The sequence below is a fragment of the Streptomyces sp. NPDC037083 genome, assembly GCF_055606485.1.
Window position 1 is genome coordinate 219,017 of the sequence record NZ_JBVJSQ010000015.1, and the last position, 16,893, is coordinate 235,909.

At 70.4% G+C, this 16,893-nt stretch carries 16 protein-coding genes; 9 read left to right on the forward strand and 7 right to left on the reverse strand.

Annotation, left to right across the window (positions count from 1 at the left end; all coding sequences use genetic code 11):
* Positions 1 to 39 precede the first annotated feature (39 nt).
* The 4 genes from ACZ7DE_RS33835 to ACZ7DE_RS33850 form a co-directional block, all read right to left on the reverse strand.
* The gene (locus ACZ7DE_RS33835) at positions 40 to 1,752 is read right to left on the reverse strand and encodes a VanW family protein (RefSeq protein WP_470767931.1); all 1,713 of its coding nucleotides are present in this window, start codon (positions 1,750 to 1,752) and stop codon (positions 40 to 42) included.
* Between the two features lie 510 nt (positions 1,753 to 2,262).
* A complete protein-coding gene (locus ACZ7DE_RS33840; RefSeq protein ID WP_470767933.1) occupies positions 2,263 to 2,745 on the reverse strand; it encodes a hypothetical protein in 483 nt (160 codons plus the stop codon).
* A gap of 259 nt (positions 2,746 to 3,004) precedes the next feature.
* Positions 3,005 to 3,277, reverse strand: coding sequence for a DUF3253 domain-containing protein (locus ACZ7DE_RS33845; protein ID WP_470767935.1), 273 nt, complete (start codon positions 3,275 to 3,277; stop codon positions 3,005 to 3,007).
* A 92-nt stretch (positions 3,278 to 3,369) separates the two neighbouring features.
* On the reverse strand, positions 3,370 to 4,260 hold the full coding sequence (locus tag ACZ7DE_RS33850; protein WP_470767937.1) for an NADP-dependent oxidoreductase: 891 nt from the start codon (positions 4,258 to 4,260) through the stop codon (positions 3,370 to 3,372).
* Positions 4,261 to 4,422: 162 nt separating this feature from the next.
* Here ACZ7DE_RS33850 and ACZ7DE_RS33855 point away from each other — a divergent pair, with 162 nt between their 5' ends.
* Positions 4,423 to 4,821, forward strand: coding sequence for a winged helix-turn-helix transcriptional regulator (locus ACZ7DE_RS33855; protein WP_470767939.1), 399 nt, complete (start codon positions 4,423 to 4,425; stop codon positions 4,819 to 4,821).
* Positions 4,822 to 5,021: 200 nt separating this feature from the next.
* Here ACZ7DE_RS33855 and ACZ7DE_RS33860 read toward each other — a convergent pair whose 3' ends face one another.
* Complete coding sequence (locus ACZ7DE_RS33860; protein ID WP_470766621.1) at positions 5,022 to 5,192, reverse strand: hydrophobic protein; 171 nt, start codon at positions 5,190 to 5,192, stop codon at positions 5,022 to 5,024.
* A gap of 243 nt (positions 5,193 to 5,435) precedes the next feature.
* On the opposite strand from ACZ7DE_RS33860, the gene ACZ7DE_RS33865 reads away from it, so the two are divergent.
* On the forward strand, positions 5,436 to 6,608 hold the full coding sequence (locus ACZ7DE_RS33865; RefSeq protein ID WP_470767941.1) for a N(5)-(carboxyethyl)ornithine synthase: 1,173 nt from the start codon (positions 5,436 to 5,438) through the stop codon (positions 6,606 to 6,608).
* Between the two features lie 126 nt (positions 6,609 to 6,734).
* Here ACZ7DE_RS33865 and ACZ7DE_RS33870 read toward each other — a convergent pair whose 3' ends face one another.
* Complete coding sequence (locus ACZ7DE_RS33870; protein WP_470767943.1) at positions 6,735 to 7,892, reverse strand: alpha-hydroxy-acid oxidizing protein; 1,158 nt, start codon at positions 7,890 to 7,892, stop codon at positions 6,735 to 6,737.
* Between the two features lie 143 nt (positions 7,893 to 8,035).
* On the opposite strand from ACZ7DE_RS33870, the gene ACZ7DE_RS33875 reads away from it, so the two are divergent.
* Positions 8,036 to 9,082 (forward strand): Lrp/AsnC family transcriptional regulator, encoded by a 1,047-nt coding sequence (locus ACZ7DE_RS33875; RefSeq protein WP_470767945.1) that lies wholly within the window; start codon positions 8,036 to 8,038, stop codon positions 9,080 to 9,082.
* Between the two features lie 92 nt (positions 9,083 to 9,174).
* A complete protein-coding gene (locus ACZ7DE_RS33880; RefSeq protein WP_470767947.1) occupies positions 9,175 to 9,945 on the forward strand; it encodes an SDR family NAD(P)-dependent oxidoreductase in 771 nt (256 codons plus the stop codon).
* Between the two features lie 64 nt (positions 9,946 to 10,009).
* Here ACZ7DE_RS33880 and ACZ7DE_RS33885 read toward each other — a convergent pair whose 3' ends face one another.
* Positions 10,010 to 10,804, reverse strand: a complete 795-nt coding sequence (locus tag ACZ7DE_RS33885; RefSeq protein WP_470767949.1) for a FadR/GntR family transcriptional regulator — start codon at positions 10,802 to 10,804, stop codon at positions 10,010 to 10,012.
* A gap of 369 nt (positions 10,805 to 11,173) precedes the next feature.
* On the opposite strand from ACZ7DE_RS33885, the gene ACZ7DE_RS33890 reads away from it, so the two are divergent.
* The 5 genes from ACZ7DE_RS33890 to ACZ7DE_RS33910 all read left to right on the forward strand — a co-directional run bounded on the left by ACZ7DE_RS33890 (position 11,174) and on the right by ACZ7DE_RS33910 (position 16,847).
* On the forward strand, positions 11,174 to 12,535 hold the full coding sequence (locus tag ACZ7DE_RS33890; RefSeq protein WP_470767951.1) for an ABC transporter substrate-binding protein: 1,362 nt from the start codon (positions 11,174 to 11,176) through the stop codon (positions 12,533 to 12,535).
* Positions 12,532 to 13,446: a carbohydrate ABC transporter permease gene (locus tag ACZ7DE_RS33895; RefSeq protein ID WP_470767953.1), complete on the forward strand. Its 915-nt coding sequence runs from the start codon at positions 12,532 to 12,534 to the stop codon at positions 13,444 to 13,446. The genes ACZ7DE_RS33890 and ACZ7DE_RS33895 overlap by 4 nt, the downstream gene beginning before the upstream one ends.
* Before the next feature lie 136 nt (positions 13,447 to 13,582).
* On the forward strand, positions 13,583 to 14,407 hold the full coding sequence (locus ACZ7DE_RS33900; RefSeq protein WP_470768016.1) for a carbohydrate ABC transporter permease: 825 nt from the start codon (positions 13,583 to 13,585) through the stop codon (positions 14,405 to 14,407).
* Between the two features lie 71 nt (positions 14,408 to 14,478).
* A complete protein-coding gene (locus tag ACZ7DE_RS33905) occupies positions 14,479 to 16,503 on the forward strand; it encodes a DUF8034 domain-containing protein (protein WP_470767955.1) in 2,025 nt (674 codons plus the stop codon).
* On the forward strand, positions 16,500 to 16,847 hold the full coding sequence (locus ACZ7DE_RS33910; protein WP_470767957.1) for an L-rhamnose mutarotase: 348 nt from the start codon (positions 16,500 to 16,502) through the stop codon (positions 16,845 to 16,847). The genes ACZ7DE_RS33905 and ACZ7DE_RS33910 overlap by 4 nt, the downstream gene beginning before the upstream one ends.
* Positions 16,848 to 16,893 lie beyond the last annotated feature (46 nt).

Below are 16,893 nucleotides of genomic sequence, written 5' to 3' on the forward strand. Positions count from 1 at the left end.
GGAGCGCCCCGGGTCGTCGACCGGGCGTCTGCGCCGCGATCACCGAGGGGTTTCGCAGGTGATCTCGTCCCGTGGGGTGTAGCGGGTGTGGAACGGCTGCCGCTCGACCACCGCACCGTTCTTGTAGAAGACCCGCTCGACGGTGACGTCGAAGCCCTCGAGCGGGGTCTGCGGCACGCACTTCTTGTCGGTGCTCACCTTCCGCTCGGGTTGCCTCACGTGGGTGCGGGGCCCCTTGACCGACTTGATCTCGTCGTACTTCCTGGTGCCGATGAAGTTGACGGTGACCGACGTGTCGGTGGCCTCGGCCTGTATGTAGATGGCGTGCCCGGAGTCGTTGGCGAACCGGAGGTCGAGGCTGCCCCAGGCGACCGTCGCCTCACGGCCCTCCGGGTAGCGCTCGATGTAGAAGGAGTGCGCGCCGTACTCCACGGGTTTGACTCCGGCGAAGAACATCGCGTTGAACATGGTCGTGGCCACGGAGGAGACTCCACCGCCGGGCGCCTTGGTGAACTGGTCGTCGAGAATCATGACGCCTTCGACGAAGCCGTTGCCCTTGGTGCGCTGCCCCACGGTGTGGTTGAAGCTCCAGGTCCTGTCGGGCTGGACGAGTGAGCCGTTGATGAGTTGCGCGGCCCGGCCGATGTTCGTCGTGCGATAGGCGGCAGGTTCGAAGTGGACGGTGAAGGAGGACATCTTCTCCTTCAGCCCCAGCCGGGCGGCGTTGTCCCGGGTCAACTCCGGCTGGATCCGTCGCACGGCCACCTCGCCGCTGCGGGCTGCGCCGGTCCTGGTGAGCAGCGGCAACACGGCCTTGCTCAGCGCCTTGTCGGTCACCTGGACGCCGACTCGGCCGTCGTCGGCCACCACGACCCGGTCGCCGTCCAGTCGCAGTCCGGCGTTCTGGGCCGTGGTGGTGACGTCGGCCAGGTTGCGGGCCACGGCGGGGGTCGCGCGCAGACCCTTGCCGTCCAGCTTCGGCGTCAGCTTGCCGGTGTCGTCGGGGCGCATCGTCAGGTGCCGGCCCAGAACGGTCTGATCGATGGTGAACCGTTTGCCGCCCGCGGTGAGCGTGACGGGCGCCGACACGGCCCGCTGCGCGAAGTCGTGCACGGCTCGGCGCACCTCCACGGCCGTGACCTTCGGTTTCGTCTCGCGGACAGGCAGGGTGACGACCGTGTCCGAGCCGCGGTGCAGGAAGGACGTCCGTAGCGTGCCGACCGCCGCGTCCACGTCGAGTGCATAACCGGTACGCGGGGTGACCTGTTCGACCTGGCCGTCGGCGAAGGTGACGGCGCCCTCGCGGACCGGCTGGTCGAGTGTCTTCGCCAGCTTGCCGAGAGTGGCGCGGGCCTTGTTCTGGTCGAGGTGTACGACCGGTTCCACGGCGCCTCCCCCTGAGCGGAAGAACCCGCCGAACACGCTGATCGGATCCGAGGCGGTGCGCACGGCCCGGTCGACGGTCCGCTCGGTGTCCAGGGCCAGTCCGACCTGCCGTGGGTCGACGGTCGCGCCGCGGTCGCCGACGCGTACGGCCAGCTTCTGCGAGCTGCTCGCCGCCAGGCGCTCGTCCAGTTTGTGGACGGCTTCCTCACGGCTGAGGCCCCCGATGTCCACCCCTTGCACCGTCGTGCCCGCCTCGATCTCGCCGCCCGTGAGCAGCAGCCCGGCCAGGTAGACAGCGCCGACGCCGAGCGTCAGCGCACCGCCTGCCAGGGCGGCAGGCGGCACGGAGGCTATTCGGGGGCGCATGGGTCTCCAGGGAAACGGTCGGGAGCGGCACACCCTGCTGCGCGCGAGGCCGCGCGGAGGGCAGGCACCTCAAGCTACACATAACGACCCAGGCGGTCATATGTCGCAGACCACGTCGATTCCGGACCGCACCCGTCGCCCCTCCCCGACCTGCGTCGCATGACTTTCCGCGACTCTCACGACACCCCCCGTGGCCCGCAGTCACGGCCCCCCGGCCGGCCCTCCGCAACGGCCGCCGAGGAAGGTCCCGCGACTGTCATGACTGCGCCATAGCGTCGTCGCCGACGCGACTCGGGGCCACCCGAAGAGGGGTCGCCGCGGGCCCCACCCGTCGGCGGCGCGGGTGCCGCGTGCGCTGCCGAGCCGGGCACGATCGCGATCCGAAGCCACGGGCCGACGCCATCGAGCGCGCCGACTCCGCAAGGACCAGGCCGCGTCGACTCGCGCGAGCCCCACCTCCCCCAACTCCCGCTCCACCACGCAGAGTCTGACCGGACGCGCGTCAACGGATCAGTTGTCCAGCTGGGTCAGCCGCTTCACCGCGGCCGAATTGCCGGCATCGGCGAGAGCCCGCAACTCCGCGATCGAAGCCTCGTCGCCCCGCTCGGCCAGCAGGTTGGCCAACTGCTCCGACTCCGTGAAGGCCCAGTCCTCGGGATCGTCCTCATCCGCACGCTCGTCGGCGTCCAGCGTGTCCAGGTACTCCTGGTGAAATCCGGCCGGGTTCTGCCACACCGGGTCCGAGAACTTCCATACCTCGACCGCACCCGCCAGGTTGCCGCTCTCGGCCAGCAGCTCCCCCAACCGCGTTGTCGTGGGCGCACGGTCGCCATACGTACGGGCCCACAGTTGCAGAGCGCCTTCCCGGTCGCCGTGCTTGGCCAGCAGTTCCCCCAACCTGCCCGCCGCGTTCCGGTCCCCGGCTTCGGCGCGAGCCCGTAACTCCGCGATCTCATCCTGGTTTTGACCACTGCTCCCTGACGGATCGTCCACGACCGGTCACCTCATCCGTGAGCCCGAAGAGCGCTGGCAACGGCACACCCGTTTCCATGAAACATAGACACTCGACGCGGCCAGGACGAGCCCTCCGAACGCATCGACCGCCGGAGAGCGGGTGGACCGACGGGAGCCTTCGCGGTGGCGGCCCGATCTTGGACCCGTCAGTCCCCGCAGCCCCTGCAGCCCCCGCCACTCCCTGCCAGTGCCTGGGCATTCGAGCGACGTGGGCACACGGGTCTCAGGCCGGGCAGTGTCACTTCGTGCGACGGATGCGGATCGGGCCCCGCGCCTCGGTCGGCTCGACGGGACGGCCCGCCTGCGTGATCTCCACCTCGCCGGCGTCGACCAGCCGCCGGGCGGCGCGGCGGGCCGGTTCCATGAGCGCGCGCCAGCCGTCGCCGTTCCCGTCGTACACCGCCCGCGCGGCGTCGGAGGGGCAGATCGTCGCCGTCGGACCCCGTCGATCGAGCAGTTCCAGGATGGTCCGCTCCAGGCGCTGGTCCCTCTGCCGTTCGATGTCCGTCACTCCACCAGTGTCCCGCCAACGATACGAACCGGGACATCGGCCGCCCTCGGCACCGCACCCTCACACCGCCCCCTCGACACCGCACGCCCCCACTAGGGAACGAGGACCAGTCGGCCCCGCACCCCGCCCTCCGCCAGACGGGCGTGCGCCTTGACCGCGTCGGCCAGCGAGAACACCTCGGCCACGCGCAGGGAGAGCACTCCCTCGTCCACGAGCCGCACCAACTCGGCCAGTCGCGCCCCGTCGGCGCTCACCTCGACGGCCGTCGTCCGCACGCCCCGCACGGACGCGGGCTGGGCCTGCGGGATCACTCCCGCGTAGGCGCCCCCGTCCCGCGCCCACGCCAGCGCCGCCTCCCCGAGGACCGCCGCGTCCAGGACACCGTCGTACGCGCCCGCCGCGCCCTCCCCGGTGACGAACCCGGTCGCCCCGAGCGACCGCACGAACTCCTCGTCGTCCTCCCGGGCCAGCCCGGTCACCGCGAGGCCGAGCCGCGCCGCGAGCTGGACGGCGTACCCGCCCACCGCGCCCGCCGCGCCGGTGACCAGCAGCGACGCGCCCGGCGCCAGGTCCAGCAGGTCGAGGGCCTGCGCGGCGGTCAGCGCGTTCAGCGGCAGTGTCGCCGCGTGGACGGCGTCGACCGTGGCCGGTGCCGACGCGACCGCGGCGGCGTCCACCACCACGTACTCCGCGTGTGTGCCGAGCGGCTTGACCATGCCGTAGTCGAGGGCCACGACCTCGTCCCCGACGCTCCAGGCGGTGGCCACCCCCGTGGCGTCCACGGTCCCGGCCACGTCCCATCCGAGCCCGATCTCCTTGCCCGCGCCCCCGAAGACACCGGAGCGGACCCCGGCGTCGACCGGGTTCAGCGCGGCCGCCGCCACCTTGATCCGCACCTGCCGCGCGGCCGGCTCGGGCAGCTCCCGCTCCACGAGGTCCACGACCTCGGGCCCGCCGAACGACCGCACTACTGCTGCACGCATGACAACTCCCTGCCATCCAGGTCCTGATGTGCTCTCCGTCTTGCAGCAACAACCCTAGGAAGAGTTACTATCCAGGAGGAAGTAGTTACCCGCAGGTGCCTACCTCACCGCGAGGAGAGCACGCGGGCAGGGGAAAGCCCCCGGACAGGGAAGGGGAGCGCCATGCCGACCATGACCGCGGCCCAGCGGCGCGAGAAGGCCCGCGCCGAGTACGACGCCTTCCTCAAGGCGTGCCCGACCAACCAGCTCCTGGACCGCATCAGCGACAAGTGGGTCAGCCTGGTCGTGTCCGCCCTCGCTCCCGGCCCGATGCGCTACAGCGACCTCGCCCGCAAGATCGCCGGCGTCAGCCCCAAAATGCTCACCCAGACCCTGCGCACCCTGGAACGCGACGGCATCCTCACCCGGAAGGTCACCCCGTCCGTCCCGGTCCGCGTCGACTACGCCCTGACCCCGCTCGGCAGCAACCTCGCCCTGCTGCTGGTCGCCGTGAAGGACTGGGCGGAGACCCACTTCGACGAGGTCCACGCCGCACGCGAGCGCTACGACGCCGAGAGCTGACGGCCCTGCCGAACGCGGTGCGGCTGGGGTCCGGTGGATGGAGGTGCAGGTTCCGCTGCTTCACCGGGCCCCAGCCATGAGGTCTGCTGCCCGGTGAAGGTGGCGGTTACACCGATTGCCGCAAGCGATGTTCCGAGGCGGGACATGCCTGTGGGCCCCGGGTGTTCCCGGGGCCCACGGACGGTCTGGTGCCGGACGGGCTACCAGCGATACCAGCGGCCCTTGCGGCCGCCGGTGTCGGCGCTGCGCATGACGAAGCCGAGCAGCCAGACGGCCAGCACGATGACGGCGATCCACCACAGTGCCTTGAGCGCGAAGCCCGCGCCGAAGAGAACCAGGGCCAGCAGCAGAACGAGAAGCAGGGGAATCATGGTTATCAACCTCCGACGCTCCTCGTGCCCGGCGAATGGAGGAACACACGGCCGATTCACCTGGTTTCTTCACCGTCCTCACGGGAACTCGGCCCTGATTCTTCACCGCCGTCCCCGGGCCCCGGACGGGAGTAGGGTGGCCGTACCGAGCGCACCTCGCACGCCGTCATCCGTTTCGGCGTCGCCCTCGGGGAACGGCGATCCCGGAGCGCATCGCGTCCGGTCGGAAATGAGCCGCCCCACATGAGCCTGATGAGCCTCGGAGTACTTGCCTCCTCCCGCAAGGAGAACGAGTTCCGGCTGCCGCTGCACCCCAGCCACCTCGAACGCATCGCACCGGACATGCGCGAGCGGATCTTCCTCGAACAGGGCTACGGCCGACGGTTCGGCGTGGCCGACGACGCGCTGCGACCACTCGTGGCCGGCCTGCGCTCGCGCGCGGAACTCCTCGCCGAGTGCGAGGTCCTGCTGCTGCCCAAGCCGGTGCACGACGACATCGCCGAGCTGCGCGAAGGCCAGGTGCTGTGGGGATGGCCGCACTGCGTCCAGGACGAGAAGCTGACCCAGCTCGCCATCGACCGTCGGCTGACCCTGATCGCCTGGGAGGCCATGAACCACTGGACCTCCACGGGCGCCTTCAGCGTCCATGTGTTCCACAAGAACAACGAGCTCGCCGGCTACTGCTCGGTGCTGCACGCCCTCCAGCTCGGCGGGCTGACCGGCAGTTACGGGCGCCGCCTGCGGGCGGCCGTCATCAGCTTCGGGGCCACGGCGCGCGGTGCGGTCACGGGCCTGGGCGCCATGGGGGTCTCCGACGTCACGGTGCTCACCCAGCGCGCCGCCGCTGCTGTGGCCTCGCCGATGCCGTCGGTCGTGATGGGGCACTTCGAGGAGCAGGAGGACGACCCTTCGCGGCTGCGTGCCTTCACCTCGGCCGGTTCCGTGCCTTTGGCGGAGTACCTGGCCGGGTTCGACATCATCGTCAACTGCGTTCTTCAGGACACCGACGCGCCGCTGACGTTCGTCACCGACGAGGAACTCGCCCTGTTCCGGCCGGGGACCTTCTTCATCGACGTCGCCTGCGACGAGGGCATGGGCTTCGGATGGGCCCGGCCGACCACCTTCGGCGAGCCCATGCTCACGGTGGGGCCGGGCTGTCACTACTACGCGGTGGATCACAGCCCGTCCCACCTGTGGAACTCCGCCACCTGGGAAATCAGCGAGGCACTCCTGCCGTACCTGCGCAAGGTCATGAGCGGCCCCCTGGCATGGGACGGCGACGTCACGGTCGCCAAGGCCATCGAGATCCGCGACGGCGTCGTCCAGAACCCGAAGATCCTCTCCTTCCAGCACCGGTCAGCCGCCTACCCCCACCCGCCCGAGGCCCGAGCGGACGCGCCGCACTCGGACAAGTAGCCGTGGACCGCGTCGCGCGACCGGCCGGCGCACGCCCAGCCGCCTCGTCGCACCGGTTGCCCAGCTGCCGGCCGGTCCCGCCGGCCGGCAGTCACGCCCCCCGCCGGACCGCACCGGGCCCGCCGCCTACAGGGCCTGGAGCGCTCCGGGAACCAGGTCGGCCACTGAGGGGTATCCGTCGACCGCCATGATCAGATCGGCCTCCGCGAGCAGCGCGCGCAGGACGTGGACGATGCCGTCCGTGCCGCCCATCGCGCATCCGTAGGCGTACGGGCGGCCGATCCCGACCGCCGTCGCGCCCAGGGCGAGGGCCTTGACGATGTCGGCGCCGCCCCGGACACCGGAGTCGAACAGGACCGGGATGCCTTCGGCGGCCTCGACGACGGCGGGCAGTGCGGCGAGGGCGGGGAGGCCGCCGTTGGCCTGCCGGCCGCCGTGGTTGGAGCAGTAGATCGCGTCCACTCCCCCGTCCCGGGCGCGACGGGCGTCCTCGGGGTGGCAGATGCCCTTCACGATCAGCGGCAGGTCGGTCAGGGAGCGCAGCCACTCCAGGTCGTTCCAGGTCAGCGGATTGCCGAAGATCTGGGTCCAGTGGAGGATCGCGGACTGCGGGTCCTCCTCGGGCGAGCGGGGCAGCGCCGCCCGGAAGACGGGGTCGGCGAAATAGTTCGCCAGGCAGTGGCCGCGCAGCTGCGGGAAGTTGGACGCGGCGAGGTCACGCGGGCGCCAGCCGGTGATCCAGGTGTCCAGGGTGACGACGATGCCCCGGTAGCCGGCCCGTTCGGCGCGGTGGACGAGGCTTTCGGCGAGGGCCCTGTCCGTGGGCGTGTAGAGCTGGAAGAAGCCCGGGGCGTCACCGAGTTCGGCGGCGACGTCCTCCAGCGGGTCGACGGACAGGGTCGAGGCGACCATGGGCACCCCGGTACGGGCGGCGGCCCGGGCCGCCGCCAGGTCTCCGTGCCCGTCCTGGGCGCACAGACCGATCACACCGACGGGCGCGAGGAACACCGGGGACGCCAGCGTCAAGCCGAACAGTTCCACGGTCAGGTCGCGTTGCGCGGCGCCGACGAACATGCGCGGGATCAGGCCCCAGCGCTGGAAGGCGGTGACGTTGGCCCGCTGGGTGTGCTCGTCCCCCGCGCCGCCGGCGACGTAGGACCACACCGACGGCGGCAGCGCGGCGCGTGCCTTGGCCTCCCATTCCGCGAACTCCATGGGGAACGAGGGCAGTACCCCTCCCAGCCCGTTCAGGTAGATCTCGTTCTGGTAGTCGGCGAACGCCATCACGGACACCTCATCGCTCGGCTGCGTCACGCACAGGAGACGTGCGGGCGTCCAGAGTGCGACACTGCGCCGCACGGGCCCGCCAAGTGCAGGATTCACTCCCACCGGCAGGACCACACGCAGGATACGGAGAGGAGCGGTGTGTGCTGAGCGAGGGCGATCTCGCACTCATTCACGCCCTGCAACTACGACCTCGCGCCTCCTGGACCGAGCTGGGCCGCACCCTCGGCGTGGACGCCGTCACGGCGGCGCGCCGCTTCCGCCGCCTCGCCGACCGGGGCGAGGCGTGGGTCGGAGTATCCCCCGGGCCCACGCTGCTGCACCGCCTGTGCGTCGCCTTCGTCGAGATCGACTGTGCGGCCGGGGCGGCCGACGCCGTCGTCGGCACGCTGCGGGACCACCCGCACGCGGTCACCATCGAGCGGTCCGCGGACACCCACCGCCTCCTCGCCACCGTGGCCACCGCCGACGTCGCGTCGATGGCGCACTACACCCTGGACGTCCTGTCGGCCGTGGCCGGCATCGCCGCCGTACGCGCCAGGATCGTCACCCACATGTTCGCCGAGGGCGGGCAGTGGCAGATCGACGCCCTGGACCCCGAACAGTGCTCACGGCTGGCCGCGCCGCCCGGTGGCGGGGACCCCGGTCGGGGCAGCGGCAGCGAGGAGATCTCCTCGCACGACCGCACGCTGCTGAGCCTGCTGTACCACGACGGCCGGGCGTCCTTCCAGGCCCTGGCGGAGGCGCTCGGCACGACCGCCTTCACGGTCAGGCGTCGTCTGCGGCGGCTCACCGGGCTCGGCCTGGTCCGCTTCCGCTGCGACTTCGCCCGCCCGCTCGGCGGGTGGCCCGTCGCGGTCACGTTCTGGGCCACGGCCCCGGTCAAGGACCTGTCCGTCATCGGGCACGCCCTCGTCCGTCTTCCCGAAGTCCGCAACTGCGCCGCCGTCACGGGCGAGCACAATCTCGTCGTCCAGGCCGCTCTGCACTCCGTGAGCGACGTGCTGCGGCTGGAGACCCGTCTCTGCGACGTCCATCCGGGCCTCGTCGTCACGGATCGCACGATGACCCTGCGCCACGACAAGCTCCTCGGGCGGCTCCTCGACCCGCGCGGCCGGTCGCTCGGCGTCGTCCCGCCCGACGTGTGGTCCGAGCCCGGCAAGAGCAGGTCATCCGTCCGGGTCGATTGACCTACTCAGTGGGATGAGCGACCCTGAGCGAACCCGCACCGCGGTGAGGGCCCGCGAGCTCCGCGCCCCTCGTTCCCGAGCGAAGGAACGCCATGGCGCGCATCACCGACCGGACGATCCTGATCGTCGGCGCCTCGTCGGGCATCGGCGCCGAGGTGGCACGCCAACTCGCCCACAACGGGAACCGCTTCGTCCTCACGGCGCGGCGCGCCCCGGAGCTGGCCTCCGTGGCGCGGGAGGTCCGGGCCGCGGGCAGCGCCTGCCTGGACATACCCGCCGACGCCCTCGACGCGCAGGCCGCCGCAGGCGTGGTGACGGCCGCCGCGGCGCAGTACGGCGGCGTCGACATCGCACTGCTCAACGCCGGCCAGGGACCCGACATGGCCATGGACGAGGTGAGCGTGGCCGACGTCGCACGGATCATGGCGCTCAACTACGACGTCGTCGTCAACTACCTCATCCCGCTGATCGGGCAGATGGGCGGCCAGCGGGACGGTGGACTCATCGCCCACACCAACTCGCTGGCCGGGCTGATGGGCATCCCCCGCCAGGGCCCCTACTCCGCGGCGAAGGCGGCGGCGCGCACGCTCATCGACGCCGCGCGCACCGAACTGGCGCCCAGAGGAATCCGGTTCACCTCGATCCACCCGGGCTTCGTCGACACCGAGCGGATCAGCGCGGACGGGCTGCCCAAGCCCTTCCAGATCAGCCCGCGGACCGCGGGCCGCCTCGTCGTACGGGCCCTGGAAAGGGAACCGGCGCAGGCGTATTTCCCCCGGCCCACAGCCGCGTTGGTCCGTACCCTGCGCGCCCTGCCCACGCCGCTCTCCTCGTTGATCCTGCGGAAGCTGGCCCGCCGGTAGCGTCCGCCGGGCACCGGCCGCTCCGCGCGTGATTCACGCAGGCGAGTCGGCCCGCCTCTCCCGCTCAGCCGAACACGCGGCGCTGGATCTCCTGTCGGTAGTCCTCGAGCGTCCTGTCGAGGTGCAGGGCGGTGGCCTGGGCCGCGGCTTCCGGCCGGCCGTCGCGCACGGCTTCGTAGATGGCGGCGTGCTCCTCGACGGCGGCCTCGGAGTGGGGGCTGAGCGTGTTGTGGATCCCGATGGCGCTGGACTGCCGCTGCAGGCGGCGGGCGTCGCCTATGGCGTCGACCAGGAAGCTGTTGTGGGAGGCAGCCGCGATCGCGGCATGGAAGTCGTCGTCGGCCTGGTTGAACACCTCGACCTGTCCGTGGACGAACCCGTGACGGCACGTCTGCACGGCCACCTCCATCGCCCGGAGTTCGGCCGGGGTGGCGCGGGTCGCCGCGAAGCTGGCCGCGGCCATCTCCTGGACTCTGCGGAACTCGAACAGCATGAAGATGTGGTCCAGGTCGGTGGGCCGGAAGAAGCCGCCCCAGCGGCTGGCGGTGAGCATGCCCTCGTCGTCCGCGACGAACAGACCACGGCCCTTGTGCGCCCGGACCCGCCCGAGCGCGGAGAGGATCTTGACGGCTTCGCGCACGACCGCCCTGCTGGTGCCCAGCTGCCCGGCCAGATCGTTCTCCGTCGGCAGCCGGTCGCCGGGGACCAGACGTGACTCGGTGATGAACTCCAGGATGCGCTCCGCGACGAGTTCATAGCCCGGACGGTAGTCGCGCCCCGCTTCCGCCCCGCGGCCCGAAGGCGTCGCCCTGTCGGACGGCGACGCCGCCGAGGTCCCGGTCGCGGACGTGTCGTTCATCTGCCCTACCCCCATCACTGGTCTCACGGAGCGCACCCACCCTTCGAAGTCACTCTACTGAACCCCCTGCCCTGCCAAAATGAATCGTACTTATTCTGCTGGACCTTTGGCAACCATACCGTAATCGCGCCATGCAAATCAGCACATAGCGGTCATTTAGAAACAGATTCCGAGGTCAAGCGGCAAGAGAATCCAATTTTGTGACTGCACATCCTCTTGACCGACACCCATATAAGGCGGCCTAATTTTCGGTGCGACGGCGCGGACGCAACGTCCACGAAACCTTTTCGTGCGATGTCGTCGGTCGTGGCGACGCCACGTTCACCCGTCCCGTTCCCCACGGACGCCAGCCACGTAATGGAGTCACTCATGACCGCGATGAAGCAGTCCGTTGTCCGCAGAACAGCGTTGGCCACAAGGCGACCGATGCTCCTCGCCGGATGCGTGGCCACCGTGGTCGCGACCGCCGCAGCCTGCGGTTCCGGCGCCACGGGAACGACGAGCAAGGACGGCTTCAACCAGGTACCGCAGAAGAGCGGGGCCCTGACCGTGTGGGTGGACTCGACCCGGCTGGCCGCCGCGAAGCTCTACCAGCAGCAGCACCCGGACGTGAAGCTGAACATCGTCACCTACGACGGCGACGCCAACGGGTCGAACTACCTGCAGACGAAGGTGCAGCTCTTCAACCGCACCGGCAAGGGCTGGCCGGACGTCGTCTTCAGCTCGCAGAACAACGAGGTGAGCTGGGCGGCCGACGCCGACTTCGCGGCCCCCCTGAACAAGGGGCTCATCCCCGCCGAGACGCTCGGGAAGTTCACCAAGGGCGCCAACGACGTCTGCACGGTGGACGGCACGGTCTACTGCCTGCGCAACGACCTCTCCCAAGCCGTGCTCTGGTACAACGCGCCGCTGATGAAGAAGTTCGGCTACGCGGTCCCCACCACCTGGGAGGAGTACCAGAAGGTCGGCGAGAAGGTGGCCGCCGAACACCCCGGCTACCTCGTGGGCGACGCCGGCGACTCCTACACTCCGGAGATCTACCTGTGGGCCGGCAAGTGCGGCGCCAACCACATCACCGGCGCCAAGTCCGTCTCCGTGAACACCACGAGCGCCGCCTGCACGAAGATGGCCAAGCTCATGGACGGGCTCATCGAGAACAAGTCCATGTCCATCAGCGGGGTCTTCAGCACCGACTTCGGCAAGAACAAGGCCGACAAGGTGCTGATGATGCCCGGCCCGTCCTGGTACGGCGGCGCACTGTTCAAGGACACCTTCAAGACCCCGGCCGCACAGATCGCGGCGGCGCCCATACCCCAGTGGAGCGGTGAGACCTCACCGTCCACCGGCAACGTCGGCGGCGGCACCTGGCTGCTCTCCCAGCACTCCGAGCACATCAAGGCGGCCACCGACTTCCTCACCTGGGTCACGACGGACGAGGCCTACCAGGGCAAGGTCGCCCCCGGCTTCCCGGCCTACGCACCGGCGGCGGAGACCTGGCTGGCGCAGCAGAACGCCTCCGGCTACTACGCGGGCGGCATCGACGTGCTGAAGGACGCCTCGGCGCAGGTCTGGCCGGGCTGGGGCTCGGGCCAGTTCAGCCAGGAGGCGATCTGGGCCGCGACGGTCAAGCCCGGTCTGACGCAGGGCAAGACCATCGTCTCGCTGCTGCCGGCCTGGCAGGACTCCATCGTCAAGTACGCCCAGTCCAACGGATACAAGGTCTCGCAGTGACCATGACCCACTCCCGCGTCGGCTCCGTACGCCGGCGTCCCCAGGGCGCCCAGCGGCAGAGCCGGGCGGGCGCCGCCTTCGTCGCCGCCTACCTCGTCCTGCTGATCGCGTTCGGCGTCGTCCCGACCGTCTACGCCGTCTACTTCGCCTTCAGCAACGCCCAGGGCGCGTTCACCGGCCTCGACAACTTCGTCACCACGATGCAGGACTTCCGGTTCATGCCGGCCCTCGGACACGTCGCGCTCTACCTGCTCTTCTGGCTCGTGTCCCTGGTGGTGATCGTGGTCGGCCTGGCCCTGCTGCTGCACCGGCTGTCCTCCAGCGGCGCCGGAAAAGCCCTGAGGTTCCTCTACTACATCCCCGGCGCCCTCGCCGGCGCCGCGAGCGTGCTGGTGTGGCTGTTCATGCTCGATCCCACGGTGAGCCCGGTCAACTCCCTCCTCGGCGCCCTTGGATACGACACGTTCGGCGAGGTCATCGCACCCGGCCACCTGCCCCTGCTGTTCACGATCATCGCGTTCTGGACCGGCGCGGGCGGCTGGATCGTCGTCATCTACGGGGCGCTCAACAACATCCCCAAGGACGTGATGGAGGCCGCCCGCATCGACGGCGCGGGCGCCTGGCAGACCGCCTGGCGGGTGCAGATCCCCATGCTGCGCAAATGGATCGTCTACATGGTGATCCTCGCCTTCGCGGGCGGCGCCCAGCTCTTCGTCGAGCCACAGCTGCTGTCCATGGCCAGCGTCGGCGTCGCCGGACGCGACTACTCGCTCAACCAGCTCTCGTACGACTTCGCCTTCCAGATGAACAACATCAACGGCGCCGCCGCCGTCTCCGTCGAACTCCTGGTCGTCAGTCTGTCGGCCGCCGCCCTCTTCGTCGCACGGTCGGGATTCTTCGATGCCGAGTGAAGCCTCCACGCACCCCGGTGTGCGTCCACGTCCCGGAGGGATCAGCGTGAGCCCGAGCCCCACGCCGCGCCGGCCGTCCCGCACCCGCCGCACTCCTCCCCGACGCTACGCGTCCCGGGCGCTCGTCGCCGCCGTCCTGGCCGCGTTCGTGGTGTTCTTCGTGCTGCCCGTGCTCTGGCTCGTCCTGGCCGCCACCAAGACGGACCACCAGCTCGTGTACGGCAACCCGCTGTCCTTCGGCTCCTGGCACGCGCTCAAGGCGAACTGGGACGCGCTGACCGCCTTCCAGGACAACGCGATCCTGCTGTGGCTGCGCAACTCCGCGATATACGCCGGGATCTCCCTGGTCATCACCCTGTGCGTCGCCGTGCCGGCCGGCTACGCGCTGGCGATGACGGAGTTCCGCGGGCGTCGCGCCCTGCTCATCGCCACGCTGATCGTGATGCTGATGCCGAACGCGACGCTGGTGGTCCCGCTGTTCCTGGAGATCAACGCCCTGCATCTGATCGGCACGATGTGGTCGATCGTCCTGCCGTACTCGTTCTACCCGTTCGGCGTGTATCTGACCTACATCTACTTCACCACCGCCGTGCCCCGGGATCTGCTGGCGGCCGCCCGGATGGACGGGTGCACGGAGTTCGGGACGTTCCGCCACATCGCCCTTCCCCTCGCCACGCCCGTCATCGCGCTCGTCGGCTTCTTCAGCTTCGTGGCCAACTGGACCAACTATTTCCTGCCGTACGTGATGCTCCCCGAGAGCGACCAGATGCCGGTGCAGGTGGGTGTCGGCACTTTGCTCAGCAACGTGCCGTCGTTCAACCCGACCGTCGGGTCCCTCGCGATCGAGCGGCCCCAACTGGCGCTGGCCACGCTGGTGGCGATCACCCCGGTCCTGGTCGTCTTCCTCTTCTCCCAGCGCTTCCTGGTCGCGGGAATGCTCGCCGGCGCCACCAAGGAATGAAGCCGCGGCCCACCCTGCGGGCCTCTGCGTGTGCCTGCGCCGCTCCCCTCACCCGAACGGAGACCGTTCCCATGCCCTTCAGTCCTGCCGACCGCGCCAGAGGCGAGGAAGCCGCCTCCACCGGCGGTCCGGTGCCGTCTCCCGAGGTGCGGGCCAGTGTGCCGTTGCTCGAACCCCCCGGCTGGGCGGTGGCCCAGCGGGCGCTGTTCGACCTGCTCGACCATGCCTGGCGCCGTTTCGAGCGGGACTTCACCGGCCCGGACGGGCGCCTGAACTACCACGCACGGCTCACCACCCGTGACGGCGTCGACGACTTCTACGAGGTGTTCTTCAACTGGCCTCAGCTGTATCTGCTCGGCGGCGCGGACGACCTGCTGCCCGCCAGTGAGAAGCACTGGGAGGGCGTCACCCGGCAGCTCACCGAACTGGGCATGCTCAAGGACGAGTACGAGCGCGGTTACGACTGGTTCCACCAGGGCGAGAGTCTCCTGCTGCTCTACTTCCTGTGCATGGCGGCTCCCGAGCGCTGGTCGCAGCGTGCCCTGCGGTTCGCCCAGCTGTACGTGGACCCCGCGAAGGGCAACTACGACCCCGTCCACCGCATCATCACGCGCCCGCACAACGGCAGCGACCCCGAACGCGGTGGCCTGTCCGACGGGGACGCCTACCCCTGGCTGCCCAAGGAAGCCGAGCTGTACGGCTTTCCCCTCGACTGGCTCCAGCCCGCCGACGCGCCCGCGCCCCCGCTGTCCGCGGACCCGCGCCTCGGCAGCCAGATGCGCGACCGCATGGGCAGGGGCGACACCGCGGTCAACCTCGCCGCGGCCGGCCTGGTCCTCAACGCCTGGATCCTGTCCGGGGAGCAACGGTACCGCGACTGGATCGTCGAGTACGTCGGTGCGTGGCGCGAGCGCGCGAAGGCCAACGGCGAGGTGATGCCCGACAACGTCGGTCCGGACGGCGTCGTCGGCGGCCTCCTCGAAGGGCGCTGGTACGGCGGGCACTACGGCTGGTCCTGGCCGCACGGCTGGCACAGCGTGGGCCACGCGGCATGCGTGGCGGCACTGGCCGCGGCGACCGTCACCGGTGACGACGACTACCTCTCCATGGTCACGACCACCCTCGACACCCTCGTCGGCCACGGCAAGGTGATGGCCTTCACCGAAGCCGATTCCAGCCTCCCCTCCAAGTGGCTCGCCCAGCTCGGCCCGGACGTCCGCACTCCCACCCTGCACATTCCCTTCCGCCACAGCGACTCGGGCTGGTTCGACTACAACCCGGTCACTCCGGCGGTGCCGGTGGCGCTGTGGCACCACACGGCCGCCGCGGCCGACCGGGACCGGCTGGAGCGCATGCGAGAGGCCAGCGGATTCGACTGGCGTGACGTGCGGGCCTTCCGGGCCAAGGAGGAGTCCGGGCACGAGGAGGCGTGGTTCGCCTTCCTCGCCGGCGACGATCCCGACTACCCGGAGCGGATCCTCGCCGCGGCCCAGGCACAGGTCCGCCACCGTCTCGCCCGCATGGACCGCTACCGCGACCTGGACGTGCCCGAGGAGGACATCCATGTGTGGCAGCAGTCGAACCCCGTGGTCACCGAGGCGCTCGTGCAGCTGACCTGGGGCGGTCCCCAGGTCCTCTACAACGGCGGCCTGCAGCAGGCGCGGGTGCGCTACCACGACGCCGAGGCGCGCCGCGCGGGCCTGCCGCCCGAGGTGGCGGCCCTGGTGACGTCGATCGACCCGGAGGCGACCACCGTCGAACTGGTCAACCTCTCCCCCGACCGCGCCCGGACCGTCGTCGTGCAGGCCGGCGCCTTCGCCGAACACTCCATCGCCTCGGTGCGCTACACGGCGTGCGAGGACGACGCATGGGTCGGGGACATGTACGACTACGGCCACGGGGAGCCGGCCGTCGCCGAGGCCGAGGCGGCCGTCGACAGCAGCCTGCTCACCGTCGTGCTGCCCGCCTCCACCCGCATCCGGCTCACGCTGCGGCTGGGCCTGCGCACGCGGACACCGAGCTACCGGACGCCGTTCCCGGCGGACGCCCCCGCGGGCTCCGGCACCGGCCCGCGCGGCGGCGAGGCGGAGCGGTGAGGCGGATCGCCCAGACCATCAGGCTGCGTCCGGAGCGCCGCGAGGAGTACCTCACCCTCCACGCCACCGTCTGGCCCGGCGTCGAAGCCGCGCTGCACCGCGCACACGTGCGCAACTACAGCATCTTCCGCCACCACGACGTCCTCTTCGCCTACTTCGAGTACCACGGCGAGGACTTCGACGCCGACATGGCCGCGATCGCGGCCGACCCGGTGACGCAGCAGTGGTGGACGCTCACCGATCCATGCCAGGAACCGTGGCCGGACCGGGGCACCGGGGGCCAGTGGACGGACCTCCCCGAGATCTGGCATCTCGGCGAGCCGGGACCCGCCGACCCCTCCTAGGACGCAGGCGGCGTGGGGACCTTCCCGGCGACGCGCTGCGCAACAA